This is a genomic window from Streptacidiphilus jeojiensis (assembly GCF_042510965.1).
GTDB lineage: Bacteria > Actinomycetota > Actinomycetes > Streptomycetales > Streptomycetaceae > Streptacidiphilus > Streptacidiphilus jeojiensis.
In genome coordinates, this window is record NZ_JBEUKS010000003.1 from 217,432 (window position 1) to 233,747 (window position 16,316).

General features: G+C 71.7%; 11 protein-coding genes. 4 read left to right on the forward strand and 7 right to left on the reverse strand.

Annotated features, from left to right (window positions below):
* Nucleotides 1-18: 18 nt before the first annotated feature.
* Together ABUW04_RS10035 and ABUW04_RS10040 are read right to left on the reverse strand one after the other, a co-directional pair.
* Nucleotides 19-1,278: a S53 family peptidase gene (locus tag ABUW04_RS10035; RefSeq protein ID WP_380564159.1), complete on the reverse strand. Its 1,260-nt coding sequence runs from the start codon at nt 1,276-1,278 to the stop codon at nt 19-21.
* Nucleotides 1,279-1,289: 11 nt separating this feature from the next.
* Nucleotides 1,290-3,278, reverse strand: a complete 1,989-nt coding sequence (locus ABUW04_RS10040) for a hypothetical protein (RefSeq protein WP_380564161.1) — start codon at nt 3,276-3,278, stop codon at nt 1,290-1,292.
* A 196-nt stretch (nt 3,279-3,474) separates the two neighbouring features.
* On the opposite strand from ABUW04_RS10040, the gene ABUW04_RS10045 reads away from it, so the two are divergent.
* Complete coding sequence (locus ABUW04_RS10045; protein ID WP_380564163.1) at nt 3,475-6,363, forward strand: ATP-binding protein; 2,889 nt, start codon at nt 3,475-3,477, stop codon at nt 6,361-6,363.
* The gene (locus tag ABUW04_RS10050; protein ID WP_380564165.1) at nt 6,353-6,811 is read left to right on the forward strand and encodes a hypothetical protein; all 459 of its coding nucleotides are present in this window, start codon (nt 6,353-6,355) and stop codon (nt 6,809-6,811) included. The genes ABUW04_RS10045 and ABUW04_RS10050 overlap by 11 nt, the downstream gene beginning before the upstream one ends.
* 85 nt (nt 6,812-6,896) lie before the next feature.
* Here the strand turns inward: ABUW04_RS10050 and ABUW04_RS10055 are convergent, their stop codons facing one another.
* The 4 genes from ABUW04_RS10055 to ABUW04_RS10070 all read right to left on the reverse strand — a co-directional run bounded on the left by ABUW04_RS10055 (nt 6,897) and on the right by ABUW04_RS10070 (nt 12,724).
* Nucleotides 6,897-8,015: a DUF2332 domain-containing protein gene (locus tag ABUW04_RS10055; RefSeq protein ID WP_380564167.1), complete on the reverse strand. Its 1,119-nt coding sequence runs from the start codon at nt 8,013-8,015 to the stop codon at nt 6,897-6,899.
* Nucleotides 8,016-8,077: 62 nt separating this feature from the next.
* Nucleotides 8,078-8,434, reverse strand: a complete 357-nt coding sequence (locus ABUW04_RS10060) for a VOC family protein (protein ID WP_380564169.1) — start codon at nt 8,432-8,434, stop codon at nt 8,078-8,080.
* Between the two features lie 87 nt (nt 8,435-8,521).
* A complete protein-coding gene (locus ABUW04_RS10065; RefSeq protein ID WP_380564171.1) occupies nt 8,522-10,558 on the reverse strand; it encodes an aldehyde dehydrogenase family protein in 2,037 nt (678 codons plus the stop codon).
* Nucleotides 10,559-10,630: 72 nt separating this feature from the next.
* Complete coding sequence (locus ABUW04_RS10070) at nt 10,631-12,724, reverse strand: SpoIIE family protein phosphatase (RefSeq protein ID WP_380564172.1); 2,094 nt, start codon at nt 12,722-12,724, stop codon at nt 10,631-10,633.
* A 153-nt stretch (nt 12,725-12,877) separates the two neighbouring features.
* Between ABUW04_RS10070 and ABUW04_RS10075 the strand changes: the two genes are divergently transcribed.
* Entirely contained in the window at nt 12,878-13,999 is a 1,122-nt protein-coding gene (locus tag ABUW04_RS10075; protein WP_380564173.1) for a hypothetical protein, read from the forward strand.
* Nucleotides 14,000-14,054: 55 nt separating this feature from the next.
* Nucleotides 14,055-14,915, forward strand: coding sequence for a DUF3592 domain-containing protein (locus ABUW04_RS10080; protein WP_380564174.1), 861 nt, complete (start codon nt 14,055-14,057; stop codon nt 14,913-14,915).
* Here the strand turns inward: ABUW04_RS10080 and ABUW04_RS10085 are convergent.
* A complete protein-coding gene (locus tag ABUW04_RS10085; RefSeq protein ID WP_380564175.1) occupies nt 14,872-15,921 on the reverse strand; it encodes a DUF6528 family protein in 1,050 nt (349 codons plus the stop codon). The genes ABUW04_RS10080 and ABUW04_RS10085 overlap by 44 nt on opposite strands.
* Nucleotides 15,922-16,316: the final 395 nt, after the last annotated feature.

Below are 16,316 nucleotides of genomic sequence, written 5' to 3' on the forward strand. Positions count from 1 at the left end.
CGGTGCGCTGTCGACCTGTCAGAAGGCAGACAGACCGTTCGGCGATCCCATGCCGGTCGGGCCGTCGTACCCGGCGACACCGGTGCAGAGGTAGTCGCCCTCGCAGGATCCGTTCCTCCCGCCCACCACGTCGTTCAGGCCGGCCGCGGCGGACGGCGCGTAGAACGCCGAGGCGTTCGGGAACTTCGCGGGGTTGCCGGCCAGGCCGACCACCCCGGCGACGAAGGGGGAGGCGACGCTGGTGCCGCCGGTGACGACCCAGCCGGGGGCGCCGTCGTAGGGGTCGGAATCGTAGACGGCGGGGCCGGAGCTCGGATCGGCGTCCGCCGAGACGTCGGCGATCATGCGTCCCGGGCAGTCCGGGTCGGTCTGCCACGTCGGCTTGTCGATCCAGGCCGAGCAGCCGCTGCCGGCGCCGGACCACGCCGTCTCGCTCCAGCCGCGCGCGCTGGAGTCCCTGGTCAGCGACGTTCCTCCGACGGCGATCACCGAGCTGTACGCGGCCGGGATGATGGGGATGCCGTAGCCGCTGTCGCCGGAGGAGGCGAAGATCGCCACTCCGGGATGGGCGTAGTCTCCGGCGAACGCCTGGATGCCGTTGCCCTCGGTTGCGCCGTAGCTGTTGGACACCTCGGTCGCCCCGAGCCGGACCGCGGTATCCACGGAGGCGGCCAGGTTCCGTGAGTAGGCGTCGTCGGACTCCACCAGCAGGATGTGGCACTGCGGGCAAGCGGCGGACACCATGTCGACGTCCAGCGCGATCTCGATGCCCCAGCCCTGATCCGCCGGCAGCGGCGAGGCGGTTCCGGACTGGTTCACCTTCCTGAAGCAGCCGTTGGCGGTGGTGCAGGCGGGCAGGCCGTAGCTGGAGCGGTAGACGGCGAGGTCCGCCTCGGCGCTCGCGTCGTCACCGGCGTCGACGATCGCCACGGTCTGGTTCGCGCCCCCGGTGGCCGGCAGCTTGTAGGCCGCCTGCAGGTCGGCCGGGCCGAAGCCGGCCGGCAGCGCCGACGCTTGGCCGGTGACGGCGGCAGCCGCCCTCCCGCGCACGCCCAGGCCCCCGTGCACATCCGTGCGGACCTCGGCCAGACAGCGCTCGAACCCGGCCTTCGCCGCGCCGCACACGTCACGGACAGCGGACGAGGCGGTGTGCGCGGATTCCACGGGTCCCGCGTAGGCCGTCGAGAACGGGGCTGCCATCGACGCGGTCGCTGTCAGGGCCGCCAGGCCCACCGCGGCAGCCCCGAGTCGGAACCGGGGTCTGGTTGTCAGTCTCATGATCGCTCCCGTCAGCCGATGGTGTAGGCGTTGGTGATGGTCTGGGTGATGGAGCCGCCGATCGAGTCGGTCGCGGTGATCCGCAGCGACGGCATGCTTCCCTTGGCCCCGGTGTTGGGCCAGACGGCCAGGTAGTGGTTGCGGACGGTGGGAACGGTGGCAGCCGACTTCCAGGTGGAGCCGCCGTCGAAGGACACCTCGACCTTCGCCGAGGTGGCCGGGGCCTGCGAACCCTGCCCGTCGTAGCTCTCGTGACCCACCGTCAGGTTCAGCACCGACACGGCGTGGCCGGTGTTGCTGCCATCCGTGTTCAGCTGGTAGTTCAGGTCCAACATCGGGAGGATCCTGCACGAGGCCGGATCGCCGCCCCCCTCGTAGCAGGAGTCAGCCGGCGGCAGCGTCAAATGCGGGTCGCCGGCCGGGTTGTAGACGAAGGTCAGGTCCGTGTGGGTCTTCGTGGCCTGTGACACCGAGCTGATCCCGCTCGCGTCCACGTCGAACACCGCCCGGTAGGTGTCGGTCTGCTGCGGGATGTCGTTCAACCACGCACCCACACCGGGTTCCTGGTCGATCTGCCGGCCGTCCCGATAGACCACGAAGTTCTCGACGGTCGGGTTGGGGTAACCGAAGGGGACTTCGTAGTAGCCCGGAGTCTCAGGTTCACTGTCAGTGAAGTCGCCGTTGAAGGCGATGCCCATCGTGGTGCCGGCCACGCAGGAGTAGCAGAGACTGGGACCGCTGAACCGGCCCACCTGCGGGCCCAGCGGTCCGTGTCCCCAGGTGCGCCACACCTGCTGCCCTGCGGCGAAGCTCGGCACGTCGCCGGCCTGCAAGCCGGCGAACCCCTCGTCCGGCGCCCTGCCCAGCTCCGCGAAGTAGCTCTGGAGCCAGGAGAAACCGCTGGGCAGAGGTGCGGTGACGTAGTCGGTGAGCCTCTCGGGCACGGTCACCGGATAGTAGGCGAACATGCCTCCGAGCTGATCGCTGCGCATGCCTATCTCGTACAGGGCGGTGTGGGCGGTGTTGGAGGCGTCGGTGTCGAACGTGTAGTGGAGCGAGGCCAACCCGCTCGCCGTCACTGGGAACCTCTCGTTGGCGGGGACATCGGCGGCCTGCGGGAAGACGAGGTCATAGCGGTAGCGTGAGCCGGCACCCGCCGGACTCTCCCCGTCCCAGACCACCTGGGAGCCGAGCTTCCCGATCGCCGGCGCGCCCTGCGGGGAGACGAAGACGTTGCCTGAGGCGACGGCCTGGATCGGGACCGCGTTGCCGACGGCGTCGGTGCGGATCACATTCAGCGTCACATTGTCCGACTTCGCCGGACGCGGTGTGGCCGCCGAGACCTGCGCGGTAGCGGCGCGCTCGTCGGCGGTGACCGTGGTGACGCCACTGGAGTCCGGTACCACCAGGTCGTCCTGCAGCACCAGACGCACCCCGGTGGGATTCCCGCTCGCGTCGTACTCGGCGAAACCGGTGTAGATCGCGTAGTTCCCCACCGGCACGGCCACTCGGGCCACCCCGCCGATGTCCGGGACCACCGCCGCGAACTTCGCCCTCGAGTCGACGTTCATCACGAAGCTCAGGGCGTTCTGCGCTGGTGCCGAGGTCAAGTCGTTGGCATTGATCTGGACGATGTGCAGCGGGTACCCCGCCGGCGTCTGGGACGCCTGCGTCGCGGGCGATGCCGCGGAACGGGACAACTGCGGCACGTCGTACTGCTCCGGATCGAGCGACGCGACGTGGGACAGCGCGGAGGCCGGGATGACGTAGTCATGCCCGCTGCCAGGATCGAACTTCAGGAACGGCACGGTGCGGCCATCGTGCCCGACCACGTCGTACGACCGGCTTCCGCTAGCTCCCTGATAGATGACACGGTCACCGCCCGGCAGGGTGATGCTCGACGTCGCAACCGCGTCCGGGCGCGGCACTCCGGCCGGCGGCGGGACGCTCGCCGTCGGCGTAGCGTAGGCCGGCGCGCCACCGGCCACGGGAGCCGTCATGACTCCGGCCGCGCAGACCAGCGCGAGGCAGGCCCTACCGCGGCCACTCCTTCGCAGTCGTCGGATCGACATTGATGGCAGTGCTCTCACCGGCAATACCTCCTGAAGCGTGTGAACTGCACAGGGAATGCGTCAGCGTTCCGCCGGCTTGCCGCATGCGGCAGCACACGCCGACATATGGGAACCCAACTGCCCGGTGGTGTTCCTGGTGCCGTCCGATTCCTGTTCGTCAGCGGAACACCTGTGGTTCGCCCGCTGTCAGCCTATGGACGCGCCCTTGTCGCCGACCATGATGAGCCGGATGATGCTTTCCGGCGGAATACCAGGCAGTTTCCGCAGCAGGGCTGATCTCCTTGGGCGCGCTGCGGGCGGAGGGACGAGGATGACACCGGGGTCGCTGGGCGGTGACCTCCGTGCCCTCCGCCGGGGCAAGGGCCTGTCCATCGAGGAGCTGGCGACGCGCGCGGGCGTGAGTGTGCGCGCGATCAGCGAGATCGAGCGCGGGCGGACCCGGCGGCCGCATCCGAGCACGATGCGTCGCATCTCCGGGGCGCTCGGTGTCGAGCAGATGACACAGAATCAGTTCCCCGCAGGCGTTGGTGCGGCGTCCGGCGCCGGTAGTGGTAGTGACAACTCGACGGGTGTGTATGCCGGAGGCGCCCGCTTTCAGTTGCCGGCCGCGACACGCTTGTTCGCCGGCCGTTCGCGTGAGACGGCGCAGTTGACGGCGGCGGCCACCGCATCGGATTCCGCGGGCTGGCTGGTGATCGCCGCCGTGGACGGGATGGCCGGGATCGGCAAGAGCGCGTTGGCGATCCACGCCGCGCACCAGCTGAAGGACCGCTACGGCGACGGCCAGCTGTTCGTGGATCTGCACGCCCACTCGGCCGGTTGGGAGCCGATGTCCCCGGCCGATGCCCTGGAGGCGCTGCTGCGGTCCCTGGGCGTGCCGGCGCAGGCGATCCCGCCCGGGGTGGAGGCGCGCGCAGCCCTGTACCGGTCCCGAATGGCCGGCACCCGCACGTTGATCCTGCTCGACAACGCCGTTGACGCCGCCCAGGTTCGACCGCTGCTTCCGGGTGAGGCCGGTTGCCTGGTCCTGATCACCTCCCGGACCCGCCTGACCGGGTTGGACGACGCGCACACGCTGACCCTGGACGTGCTCGACATCGACCAGGCCGCGACGCTGCTGCGTCAGGTCGCCGGGCCGCAGCGGATCAGCGCCGACCAGACCGACGCCGTCGCCGAGTTGGTGGAGCTGTGCGGACGGCTCCCGTTGGCGTTGCGGATCGTCGGAGCGCGACTGCGCCACCGCCCGGCCCTGCGCGTCCCGGACCTGGTCGCACATCTACGGGATGCGACCGACCGGCTCGCCCACCTGCGCGACACCGATCGCGACCTGACCGCGGTCTTCGCCACCTCCTACGACCGGCTGCCCGAGGCGGAGCAGTACCTGTTCCGCCTGCTCGGCCACCTTCCCGGCGACGACATCGATGCGTACGCTGCCGCGAATCTGGCCGACCTGGGCGACGTGCGTACCGCAGAGCACCTGCTGGAGTCATTGCTCGACCACAACCTGCTGCTGCAGCACCAGGCCGGCCGCTACCGGCTGCACGACCTTGTGCGCGCCTACGCCCGCACGCTGTCAGGACAGCAGGCACGACAGCAGGCACCCGGCGGACAAGACCCCGCCGCGACCCGACTGCTGGACTACTACCAGCACACCGCCTGGTGCGCGCAGGCACTCGTGACCTCGACTCCACGGCTCCCGGTCCAGGGACCCGCGCCGAAGGTCGCTCCCACGCTGACCGACCGAAGCTCCGCCTGGACCTGGCTGCGCACCGAACGCTCCAACCTGCTGGCCGCGTTCGGCCACGCCGCCGCCCACGACGGGCTGCGGGCCGTGCGGCTCGCGGGCGCGATGGCCACCCTGCTGGCTGCCGACGGCCCCTGGGACGAAGCGATCACCGTGCACTCCACAGCCACCGACCTGGCCGAACGACTGGGACTGCCCGCTGTCCTGGGTACCGCGCTGACCGACCTGGCCTATCTGCGGGCGCTGACGGGAGACTTCACCGGCGCGGCCTCCGACTTGGAAGCCGCGCTGCACCACTGCGAACGGGCCGGCGGGCACCTCGGGCACGCCAACGCGTTGACCCTGCTGGCACAAGTCAGCGCGTTCACCGGCCGGCGCGCCATGGCGGAACAGCACCTTCACCACGCGATCGAGCGGTACGGGCAACTGGACGAGCACCTCGGACTGGCCAACGCCCATGTCCAACGAGGAACCGTCTACCGGCTCAACGGCGACTACCCAGCAGCCGAACGCGACCTCCACACCGCCCTCGCCGCCTACCAGGCCCTCGGCGACCAGGAGGGGCAGGCCACCGCCCTGTCCAACCTCGGCGTGGTCCACGAAACCACCGGTGACTACACCACGGCCACCCGCCATCAACAACAGGCCCTGCACCTGCACCGCGGAGCCGGCAACCGGATCGGTCAAGCCAGAGCATTCCTGGGGCTGGGACAGGCCTGTGCCCACGCCGGCGACCACCCTGCCGCCATCGACGCGGCACGGCGAGCGCTCGAACTCTTCCGCGACCTCGCCGACCCCAATGGCCAGGCCAACGCATGGGGCAACCTCGGATACTTCAAGCGTCTCGCCGGCCGCCCGGAAGACGGGCTCCCGGATCTCCAGAAGGCCCTCGACATCTTCCGCCGGATCGGCGCCCGGGGAAACGAAGCCTGGGCTCTGGACCTCTACGCCGGGACCGTCGCCGCAACGGGCGATCACCTCCGTGCCCTGGAGCTCTACCGCGATGTCCTGAACCTGGCCCGCCAGACCCGTATGGCCGCCGTCGAAGCCGGCGCCCACGCCGGCATCGGGCAGTGCTACCAGCAGCTCGGAAGAATCGAGGAAAGCGACACGCACCTCAGACAAGCCCTCGACATCTTCCAGCAACTCGGTCTGAAGACCCAGATCGCACATATGCAAGCGCACCTGCAGCGAAAGGCCGCCGACCGAACCCGAGCCACACGGAATCGCGCGGAACGCGGGTCGTTAGGATCGGGGGATGGCTCGTAGTGACAAGAGGGCACGGCGTCTCGTGGTCGAGGGGGAGGGCTTCCTCTGGAGCTTGAGCCACCATCACCGCACCCTGGGCGACGGCCGGTACGAGGACTGCTGCGAGACACTCGTCATCCGCCGGCCCAGAACGACGGGGCGTCTCCGTATCGCCTTCCGGGCGGGCCCCGATCGGCTTGTCCCGGACGGGTACCTGATGCCGTCCGGGGCGGTCGGCATGGACCTCGGTAGGACCTTGAACCTCCACGAGCCGGGCACTGTCAGGGCGCTGCTCGACGCAGCCCTGAACCGCGGTTGGCGACCCGACGCTCCCGCCACCGAGGAGATCGACGGCTGGAGCATCTTCGACGCAGCGCACCGGTACCGGGCGGACTGCAACCGATCCATCGCAAGGGAGACGCCGACGCATGCAAACGCCTCCATCCCCGCCTGGGGTGGAGCGGACTGACGGATCGTCCATCCGCCGCCGAGACACTGCGGCTGATCCGCAGCGCGGGCCGCCGTCGCGTCGCCGCAGCGGCCCAGCTGAGTCTCTACCGGGCAAAGCGCCCTTCTTCGTCGCCTTCGAGTCGACTGGAGTCGTCGGGATCGGCCTGGAGTGTCTCGACCCAGCGCAGGTGGCCCTCGACCACGGCGAGGGTGTGGTCGTCGCCGTCGGGGTCGCGCAGGCGCAGTGCCGGGCCGATGCGGTCGCGGCGCGAAGCCGCGGGCCGAGGATCCGGGTCGGGGCCGTCCTCGACGCAGAGCCACCACAGCGGGCCGGCTGTGCCGACGGCGGTGATCGCCGCGTCGAACGCGGCGCGCCGATCCAGCGGCACGTGCAGACGGGTCGCGGAGTGGAAGACCACGCGCGGCTCGCCCGGCGGTAGGTCCGCTGCCAGCGCGGGCAGCACGTCGACGGCGTCACCGCGCAGCACCTGCGGCGGGTCCGCGGCGACCACGTCGAGCGCCGCGGCGAGCAGCCTGCGCTGGTCCAGGTTCTCCGGCCAGACCAGGGCCTCGAGCCAGCGGCGGTCCGCCTGCGCCCGCACGTCGACCGGGTTCAGGTCGACGCCGTGGACACTGGCCGTCGCGGGCAGCACGTCCAGGTCGGGGAGGGTGTCCGGGCCGTGCAGTGCGGCGACCAGCTGCACCGGGGAGGCCGGGTCGCCGTAGCGGCGGCCGCCGAGGGTGTAGCCGTAGCGGTCGAAGCGCAGGTTCAGGCCGGCGCTGGTGCCGACCTCGATCAGGTGAACCGGCGCGTCGGTGTGCCGGGCGATCTCGGCCAGCCCGATGCGCAGGCCCAGGGCCCGCTGCACGTGGTTGGTCTGGACGAGCCGGGTGCTGATCAGCCCGGTCAGCTCGGTCTCGTGACGCAGACAGAAGTCCAGCAGGGCGGGCCCGGCCGCCTCGTCCGGGGCGAGCGCGTCAGGGCCCGCCACCGAGGGGTAGTAGCGGGCGAGTTGATGCTCCGCGCCCGCCAGTAGCAGTTGGTGCACCGCGCCGAAGAACAGGAAGGTCGGGTACTGCCCGGCCCGGCCCCGCGCGGCCAGGGCGAGCAGCCGTTCCTCGGCGGCGACCGTACGGCTGAGCGCGCGGTACAGCGGGGAGGAGGTGAACTCGTCCGGCTCGGCGAACGCCTCCCGGATGACGTCGATGGTCCTCTCGGTCATAGCCGGAACCTGGCCTTCATCCGGGGTTGGAGCGCGGGCATCGGCGGTTCGCCCCCGGTCGTTCAGGGCGTGGCGGCTTCGTGCAGTTCGATGGCGTTTCCCGCTGGATCGGCCAGAAATGCCTGACGGGCGCTGCCGACAGGCACCGGATCGCTCACCCGCAGGCCGGCGGCGCGCAGTTCGGCGACGGTGGCGTCCAGGTCATCGACGAGTACGGCGAAGTGCTGGCCGCGGGCGGGAGGCGGATCGCCTGGTAGGAGATGAACCTGCTGCCCTCCGGCGTCGAGCCAGGCGCCGGGGCCGATGGAGTCGGGGCGGTCGGTGCGGACGGACAAGCCGAGCACACGGGTGTAGAAGTCGAGGGCCGCGTCGAGATCCGAGACGATGACCGATACGTGGTGGATCGCTGCCACCTTCACGCAGTCTCTCCCTGTTGGGTCGTTCCGGTCGGAAGGGTCAGCGTACCGACCCGATCCGACCGTACGGTATGCCGCAGAGACGAACCGTCAGGCGATGGGCTTGTCCAGGACGGCCTTCAGGTGGCTGAAGGTGTCGATGGAGTACTCGCCGTGGTAGCGGCCCATGCCGCTCTCGCCCACGCCGCCGAAGGGGAGTTCGGGTACGGCCAGGTGCGCGACGGTGAGGCCGAAGACCAGACCGCCGGAGGAGGTCTCCTCGGTCAGGCGCTGCTTGGTCTCTTCCGATTCGGTGAAGGCGTACAGGGCGAGCGGCTTGTCCCGCTCGTTGATGAAGGCGATCGCTGCGTCGAGGTCGGGTACGGCGACGATCGGCAGGACCGGGCCGAAGATCTCCGCCTGCATCACCGGGGCCTCGGGCGAGACGTCGGCCAGGACGGTCGGTGCGAGGTAGCGGCTCGCCCGGTCGTGGGTGCCGCCGGTGACGATCCGTCCGTCGGCCAGCAGCGCGGTGAGCCGGTCGTGGTGGCGCTCGTTGACGATCCGTCCGTACTCGCTGTTGGTCGCCGGGTTCTCCCCGTACAACGCCCTTACTGCGGTGACCAGTTCGGCTTCCAGCGCGGCGGCGGTGGCGCCGATGGCGAGTACGTAGTCGGGGGCGACGCAGGTCTGGCCGGCGTTCTGGAACCGGCCGCGGGCGATCCGCTGGGCGGTGACCGCCAGGTCCGCGCCCGGCTCGACCACGGCGGGGCTCTTGCCGCCCAGCTCCAGGGTGACCGGGGTGAGGTGCTTGGCGGCGGCGGTCATGACGATCCGTCCGACGGCGCCGTTGCCGGTGTAGAAGATGTGGTCGAAACGCTGCTCCAGCAGCGCGGTGGTCTCCGCCACGGCGCCCTCGACGACGGCCACGGCCTCCCGGTCCAGGTAGCGCGGAATCAGCCGGGCCATCGCGGCGGAGGTCGCCGGGGCCATCTCGCTGGGCTTGAGCACGGCCGTGTTGCCCGCCGCGAGAGCGCCCACCAGCGGCGCCAGCGCGAGCTGCAGCGGGTAGTTCCACGGGGCGATGATCAGGACGACGCCGAGCGGGTCGCGCACCACGCGCGCCTCGGCGGGCATGAAGGCGGCAGGCACGCCGGCGGGCTTCGGGCGCAGCCACTGCTCCAGGTGCGCCAGGGTGTGGTCGATCTCGTTCACGACGAACCCGACCTCACTGCGCTGCGCCTCGGTCGCGCTCTTGCCCAGGTCGGCGTTGAGCGCGGCGAGGAACGCGTCGGACTGCTCCACCAGCAGCGCGCGCAGGGCGTTCAGCTGGCCCAGCCGCCACGCGAGCGGCCTGGTCCGGCCGGTGTCGAAGGTGGCTCGCACCCGGGCCACCACGGTGGCCGGGTCGACGGAGACGGCGTCCACCAGCGTGCGGGCCAGCTCGGCGGAGGAACCCGGGTTCTGGCCGGTGTAGAGATTGCGGTCGACCACCGTGTGCGGGGCGAACGGCGCGGCTTCGACGAAGTCGGCGCCGAGCTCGACCAGGCGGTCCTGGAGGAGCCACCGGGCCTTGGCCGCGAGGCCGGCCGCGGTCTCCTCGGCGTTGGTGAAGGCGGTCATCCGGTAGCCGGCGAACGGCCAGCTGCCGTCCTCGCGGCGGGCGGCGAGCAGCGCGGCCGGTGCGTGGCAGACCACGCCCAGGGGCCTGCCGGAGTCCAGGGCGCGGGTGAGGATCCGGCCGGAGTCCTGGTCCACTGCGAGGTCCTCCATCGGGCCGTGGCCGCCCGGGTAGAAGACCAGGTCGAACGTGTCAGGGTCCACTTCCGCCAGTTTGGCCGGGGCCTCCAGCGTGTCGCGGATCGAGTCGAGGTAGGCGCTGAGCCGGTCGGCCTGTTCCTGGCCGCCGTTGGCCTCGGCGGCCAGGCTGGCCCGGTCGACGGGGGCGGGGACCCCGCCGGGGGTGGCGACGGTGATGCGGTAGCCCGCTTCGCTGAAGATCCGGTGCGGCTCGGCGAGTTCCTCGGCCCAGAAGCCGGTGGGGTGCAGGGTCCCGTCTGCCAGGGTCCAGTGGGTGGCGCCGGTGACGACGAACAGGACGGCGGTCATGGAGGTGCTCCCTGAGGCTTGAGGACCTTGATGGTTCATGTGTTCAAGTAATAGATCGACGGTAAACCTACATGGTTGACAATGTCAATTAATTCGCAGGCCTCCCGTCGCTCACAGTGCGGGCAGTGGGAACTCGCACCAGACGCTCTTGCCGGAGCCCAGCGGCTGCACCCCCCAGCGCTCGGCAAGGGCGTCCACCAGCAGCAGCCCCCGGCCGGAGGTGGCGGTCTCGCCCGGGGTCCGGCGTCGGGGCCACTCGCTGGAGGAGTCCTGGACCTCCAGCCGCACCCGCGGTCCGGCGTCGCCGAGGAGCTCGACGGTCAGCGTGGCACCGCTGTCCGTGTGCACCAGCGCGTTGGTGATCAGCTCGTCCGCCACCAGCTCGATGTCACCGACCGGACCGGTGGCCGCCCAGCCGGACAGGATCTGCCGGAGCACGGCGCGGGCCTCGACCAGTCCCTCCGGATCGGCCTGGTGGATGTGGAGCACCGCCCGGATCGGCACCCGGCCGCCGGCGGCCGAGGTGCGCCGCAGCAGGAGCAGCGCCATGTCGTCCTCGGTCCCCGCCCGTCCGGACCCCTCGTGGCACAGGTGGTCGGCGAGCTCCTCGGTGCGGAGCGGTCCCGACTGCAGGGCTGCGGCGAGCGCCGCCATGCCCTCGGCGATGTCCTGGCCGGGGCGCTCGACCAGACCGTCGGTGCACAGCAGCAGCACCCCGTCGTGGTTCAGGTGCAGCCGGGTCTCCGGGTAGTCGTCGGCTTCGAAGGCGGTGGCCATCCCCAGCGGGAGCCCGCCGCGTACCGCGGGCCAGCCGGTGCGGCCGCCGCGGTGCCGCAGCAGCGGTTCCAGGTGGCCGGCCCGGGCCAGCCGGAGCACCCCGGTCTCCAGGTCCGCCTCGACGTAGATGCAGGTCGCGGAGCGTTCGGTGTCCAGCTCGGCCAGGAACCGCGAGGCCCGGGCCAGGACGGTGGAGGGGGAGTGGCCCTCGGCGGCGTAGGCGCGCAGGGCGATGCGCAGCTGGCCCATGATGGCGGCGGCGTGGCTGTCGTGCCCCTCGACGTCGCCGACCACCAGCCCGACCCGGCCGTGCGGCAGCGGGATCACGTCGTACCAGTCCCCGCCCACCTCCCGTCCGCTGCGTCCGGCCCGGTAGCGGACGGCCACCTCGCCGCCGCTGATCTGCGGGATCCGCCGGGGCAGCATGGTGGTCTGCAGGGTGGTGGCGAACTCGCGCTCCTGGTCGAAGAGCACGGCGCGCTGCAGGGACTGGGCCACGGCGCTGGTCAGGGCGATGCAGATGTTGCGGTCCTCGGTGCTGAACTCGTGGCTGTCGCCGTAGTACAGGCCCAGCGCGCCGAGGGTGCGTGCCTGGGCGATCAGGGGGAGGAAGGCGCCGGCGTTGATGCCCATCTGGTCCGCGTAGGGGCGCAGCCTGGGGAAGCGGGCGCAGAGCTGGTCCTGGTCGCCGATGAACTGCGGGCGGCCGGTGCGGACGGCTTCGGCCAGCGGCAGCTGGTCGTCCAACCGGGTGAGCGAGAAGTCGTCCTGGGCCCGGAGCGCTGGTGAGGGCGGGTGGGTGGCGGCGACCAGCCGCATGCTGCTGCCTTCGATCAGGCCCAGGGCCAGTCCGTCGGCGCCGAACCGGCGCAGCCCTTCACTGTCGGTGACCACGTTGATCACGTCCTGCACCGTGAGCGCCCGCGCCAGGGCCTCGGTGGTGGCCCGCACGAAGTCCGTCTGGCGGCGCCGGTCGGCGCCCAGCGTGCGCATCGCCTCGGCGTGCGCCAGCTCCTCGTCGGCGTTGCGGACGATCCCCACGATCCGGTAGGGCTGGGCCTGCTCGTCGCGCAGGATGCGGCCCTGGGTGTGCGCCCAGCGGAGCGAGCCGTCGCGGCAGACCACCTGGAAGTAGGCCGCGAAGGTCAGGTGGCCGGCCTGGATGGCCAGGGTCACCGCGGCGTCCAGGCGCAGGCCGTCCTCGTGGGTGACGCTGCTCGCGAGCGAGGCCGGGCGGCCGTCGTAGTCCTCCGGCCGCAGGTCGAACACGTCCAGGCCGACCGGGTCGAGGTGGTAGGTCCCGGCTTCCAGGTCCCAGTCGAAGCTGCCCATGCCGTTGAGCGCCAGCAGGTCGGTCCCGGCGGCCGACGGTGCCGGTCTGCTCCGTGGGTCGTAGCTGGTCGGGCCACGCACCGATTGGTCCGCCATGCGAGCGCTCCCGGCGTTAGGGGATACCCGGCTTCTCGTGGAAATGCGAGATTAGTCTACTTTGCGCAGTGGATCGGGAGCGGGGCGAAAGCGTCCCGGACGGTTCCGCGGAAGTGCGTCCGCCGGGCACCCCGGCCCGGCACAATCGCCGGTATGACGATCACCACGGGCACCCTGCCCAAGCCCGGTACCCAGCCGAGGTCGGGCACCTCCCTCACCCTCGCCCGGGGACTCGTGACGGGGGGCGTGATCGGCACCTCGCTGGCCGCCCTGGTGGTGGGTGCGGTCGTCAACAGCGGACCGCTCTTCGGCACCGGGTCGGGCCTGGCCGCCGGCTACGGGCTGCTCTGCTTCCTCGGGGTCAGAAGGCAGCGCGACCGGGAGGCCGCGGTCGCGCCCCGCACGGCCCTCGCGATGATCGAGAGCATGGACGCCACCACCGGTGAGCCGAGCGACGTGCCGGTGCGGTTCGACCTCTCCGTGGTGCCGGACGACGCGCCGGGCTTCCGCGTCGAGATCACCCAGGACATCAACCGCGTCGACCTGCCCGACTACCGCCCGCGCGGCGTCCTGGTGGTCCAGTACCCGCCGGACCGGCCGTGGCGGGCCAGGATCGTGAAACGGCCGACGCCGGAGTGGGAGGACCGGGTGGCTGGGGCCCGACTCGACACGGTGCCCGGGCCGGCGGTGGCGCGCGAATCCCAGGAGGGCTGCTCCTTCGGCCTCGTCGCACTGGTCGGACTGCTGCTCGGCGCGGCCGCCGTGGTCCTGCTGTTCCGCGCGGACCTGTTCGCCCAGGACACCGCCGCACGGCCGCCCTCGGGCGCGCAGCCCTCGGTGTCGGTCTCCTCCACCTGGTCCAGCACGGTGGAGACATCGGCGAGCGGCACGGTCACCCTCGGTCCGGGCCAGTCGTTCCTGGACCGGGGCGAGCTGCGCCGGGCCGTCGACTCGCTCACCAAGGGCAGGGGCACCCGCCAGGCACTCACCGTCGTGGTGCAGGACCGGCTGCTGTCGATCGTGTTCACCCCCACCCCCACCGGCACGCAAGCCCTGCAGTTTGACCCGGGCTCGCTGCCGTACGAGCGCTTCCCGGCCCTGGTCCAGGAGGCGGTCACCACCCTCGGCGTGCACTCCCCGCAGACCTGGCAGCTCAGCGTCGACCGGCTCACCAGCTCGCTCACCATCCGGATCGGGGTGACCGGACCCGGGGGCTCGGCCTCGCTGGAGGCGGACGGACAGGGCAGGGTGGTGCGGCGCAGCCCGGTGGGCTGACCGCGAAGGCAGTGTGCTCGATGGACCCGTCCGCGGAAGGGCAGAAGGAAGACGCATGGGCTGGCACGGCTGTCTGGCGCTGTGGTGTGCGGTGTTCGGCGCCCTGGCGCTGCTGGGGTACGGGCGGTCGCTGGCCGGGGTGACCCGGGCCCAGCGGGCGGTCAGGGTGACGGGACGGATCGAGCGGGTGCGCGAACCCCGGAACGGCAGCTCCGGGTCGGACGGGATACCGGTGGTCGTCTCCTTCCAGGACCCTTCCACCGGGCAGGAGTTCACCGTGACCAACGACGGTGAGCACGGCGACCGGGTCAGCACGGCCTGGACCGGCCGGGAGATCGGCATCCGCTATCCGCCCGGCAGGCCGCACGCCTTCAAGTTCACCGACGACCTCCAGGCAGGCCGGCGCGGACTCGGCGGGCCGAACTGCGCGGTCTTCCTGGTCTACGCCGGGCTGGTCGCCCTCGCCGCGGTCGACTGGGGCTGGCCCTGGGCGCTGCTCGGCTTCGGCGGGCCGTGGACCCTCTGCGGGGTGTGCTACCTGCCGCAGAACGCAAGCGAGTTGAGCCGCCGCATCGACACGCTGAGCTCCTCGGGCGGTGTCCCGGGCCGGGTCGTCGCGGTGCTCAGGGACGTCCGCACCGACGAGGACGGCCACACGACCACCAGTGACACCCCGGTCGTCGCCTTCACCACCCACGAGGGCACGGCCGTCACCGCCTACTGCTCGTCAGGGCTGCCCGACCCCGCCGGCTCCTACGGACGGGACGTCACCATCCACTACTCGCCCGCCGACCCGGCCGTCTTCACCGCGGACCTCGCGGCCGAACACCGCTCCCGGACGTCGGACCTGGCCTGGGGCGTGGTGGCCCTGCTCATCGGCGTCGCGGCGCTGGTCGTGGGGGCGGTCCTGGTGTGACGCCCGGCCACCGGCCCGCCCAGCGGGCCTTGTAGAGGCCGGAACCGGGAAGGGTCGCCTCGCCGGTGGGGGCGAGGAGTTCGATGGTGGAGGTGCACCAGGCACAGGGGTTGTCGGACTGCGGCGTGGCGACCCGGGGTGAGACCAGCAGGATCTGCCCGGTCGCCGGGTCGTCGCCGATGCTCTTGACCTGCGACCGGTCCACCTCGGCCGGCACGGGACCGGGCAGGAAACTGCGGGTGCCGAGCGAGAATTGGTGGACGTGGGCGTTGGTGGTGACCCAGAGCCGGTCGCTGTCGGCGGCGACCGCGGCCAGGTCGTGCCCGCCGTGGTCCGGCAGCCGGTAGCGGGCCGCCTCGGTGAGCCGGGGACCGTCCGGACCGTCCGGACCGTCCGGACCGTTCACGGCCAGGGCGACCAGCAGATCGTCCCCCAGCGCCCACAGCAGGCCCGTCGTCGCGTCCCAGTGCAGTCCGTGCGCGCCGGGCAGCGGGTACTGGGAGCAGGAGGTCGAGCGGGGGCCGAGGGAGGCGGCGTAGCGGCGCACCCAGCCGGCGGTGCTGGCGGCCACGGCGATGTCGCCGCCGGGGAGCCACTCCAGGGTGTGCAGGTTGGCGCCGGGGATCGCGGCGGCCCAGTACACCTGCCCGTCGGAGACGCCCACAGCGGCGGCAAGTCCCTCCGAGGCGCAGGTCAGGACGGTGGCCCGGCCCGGAGCGGTGGACCACTTGGCCTCGCTGACGTTCCGCCAGGTCCGGTCCGGGGCGAGGTCGGCCAGCGCGTTGCCGGGAGTGTCGCCGGGCGCCCAGGACCACAGCGGGGCGGGTACCGCGCGGGTCGTCGCCTGGGCGGGGTCCAGCAGCAGGGCCCGCCGTGACGCCTGGTCGGCGGCGATGACCAAACTCCCCGGGCCGGCCCGGCCGGGCGAGGCGGCTGCACCCGTCGTGGCGACTACGGCGCCGGCAGCCAGCCGCAGCACGCTGCGGCGCGATGGATCGAACGGCACGGATCCGACCCTAGGCCCGGAACCCGACCGACCCGGGCCAGGACACGCGACGTCACAGTCCTCCCTCGACCGGGCTGTTGCATGTCCGGACTCGTTCAGAACTGGTTAAGGTCCTGCACCACAACCGGTCGGTCGGTGAAGATCGTCGTACCGGTGTCGCTGCGCCGAGGGCACAGCCCCGTCGCAGGGAAGGCGACGGGGCCCGTGCGCTACCAGGATCCTGCCGCAGAGCGCCCTCGGTGCGAGCACGTGTCGCGGGTGGGCGTCCCGGATGCACGCCCGGGCCCAAGCGGTGGGCCAACCCTGCGATGATGCTCGCGACGCCGCCCGATGCCTTCCTCCGGAACCCGCGGCTTCAAGGCCGCCATACCGAAACGCCACGAGGGACAGTCTCC

Coding starts and splice junctions, on each gene's coding strand:
- ABUW04_RS10035 (WP_380564159.1), bottom strand. CDS start 1,278: ATGAGACTGACAACCAGACCCCGGTTCCGACTCGGGGCTGCCGCGGTG.
- ABUW04_RS10040 (WP_380564161.1), bottom strand. CDS start 3,278: ATGACGGCTCCCGTGGCCGGTGGCGCGCCGGCCTACGCTACGCCGACG.
- ABUW04_RS10050 (WP_380564165.1), top strand. CDS start 6,353: ATGGCTCGTAGTGACAAGAGGGCACGGCGTCTCGTGGTCGAGGGGGAG.
- ABUW04_RS10055 (WP_380564167.1), bottom strand. CDS start 8,015: ATGACCGAGAGGACCATCGACGTCATCCGGGAGGCGTTCGCCGAGCCG.
- ABUW04_RS10065 (WP_380564171.1), bottom strand. CDS start 10,558: ATGAACCATCAAGGTCCTCAAGCCTCAGGGAGCACCTCCATGACCGCC.
- ABUW04_RS10070 (WP_380564172.1), bottom strand. CDS start 12,724: ATGGCGGACCAATCGGTGCGTGGCCCGACCAGCTACGACCCACGGAGC.
- ABUW04_RS10075 (WP_380564173.1), top strand. CDS start 12,878: ATGACGATCACCACGGGCACCCTGCCCAAGCCCGGTACCCAGCCGAGG.
- ABUW04_RS10080 (WP_380564174.1), top strand. CDS start 14,055: ATGGGCTGGCACGGCTGTCTGGCGCTGTGGTGTGCGGTGTTCGGCGCC.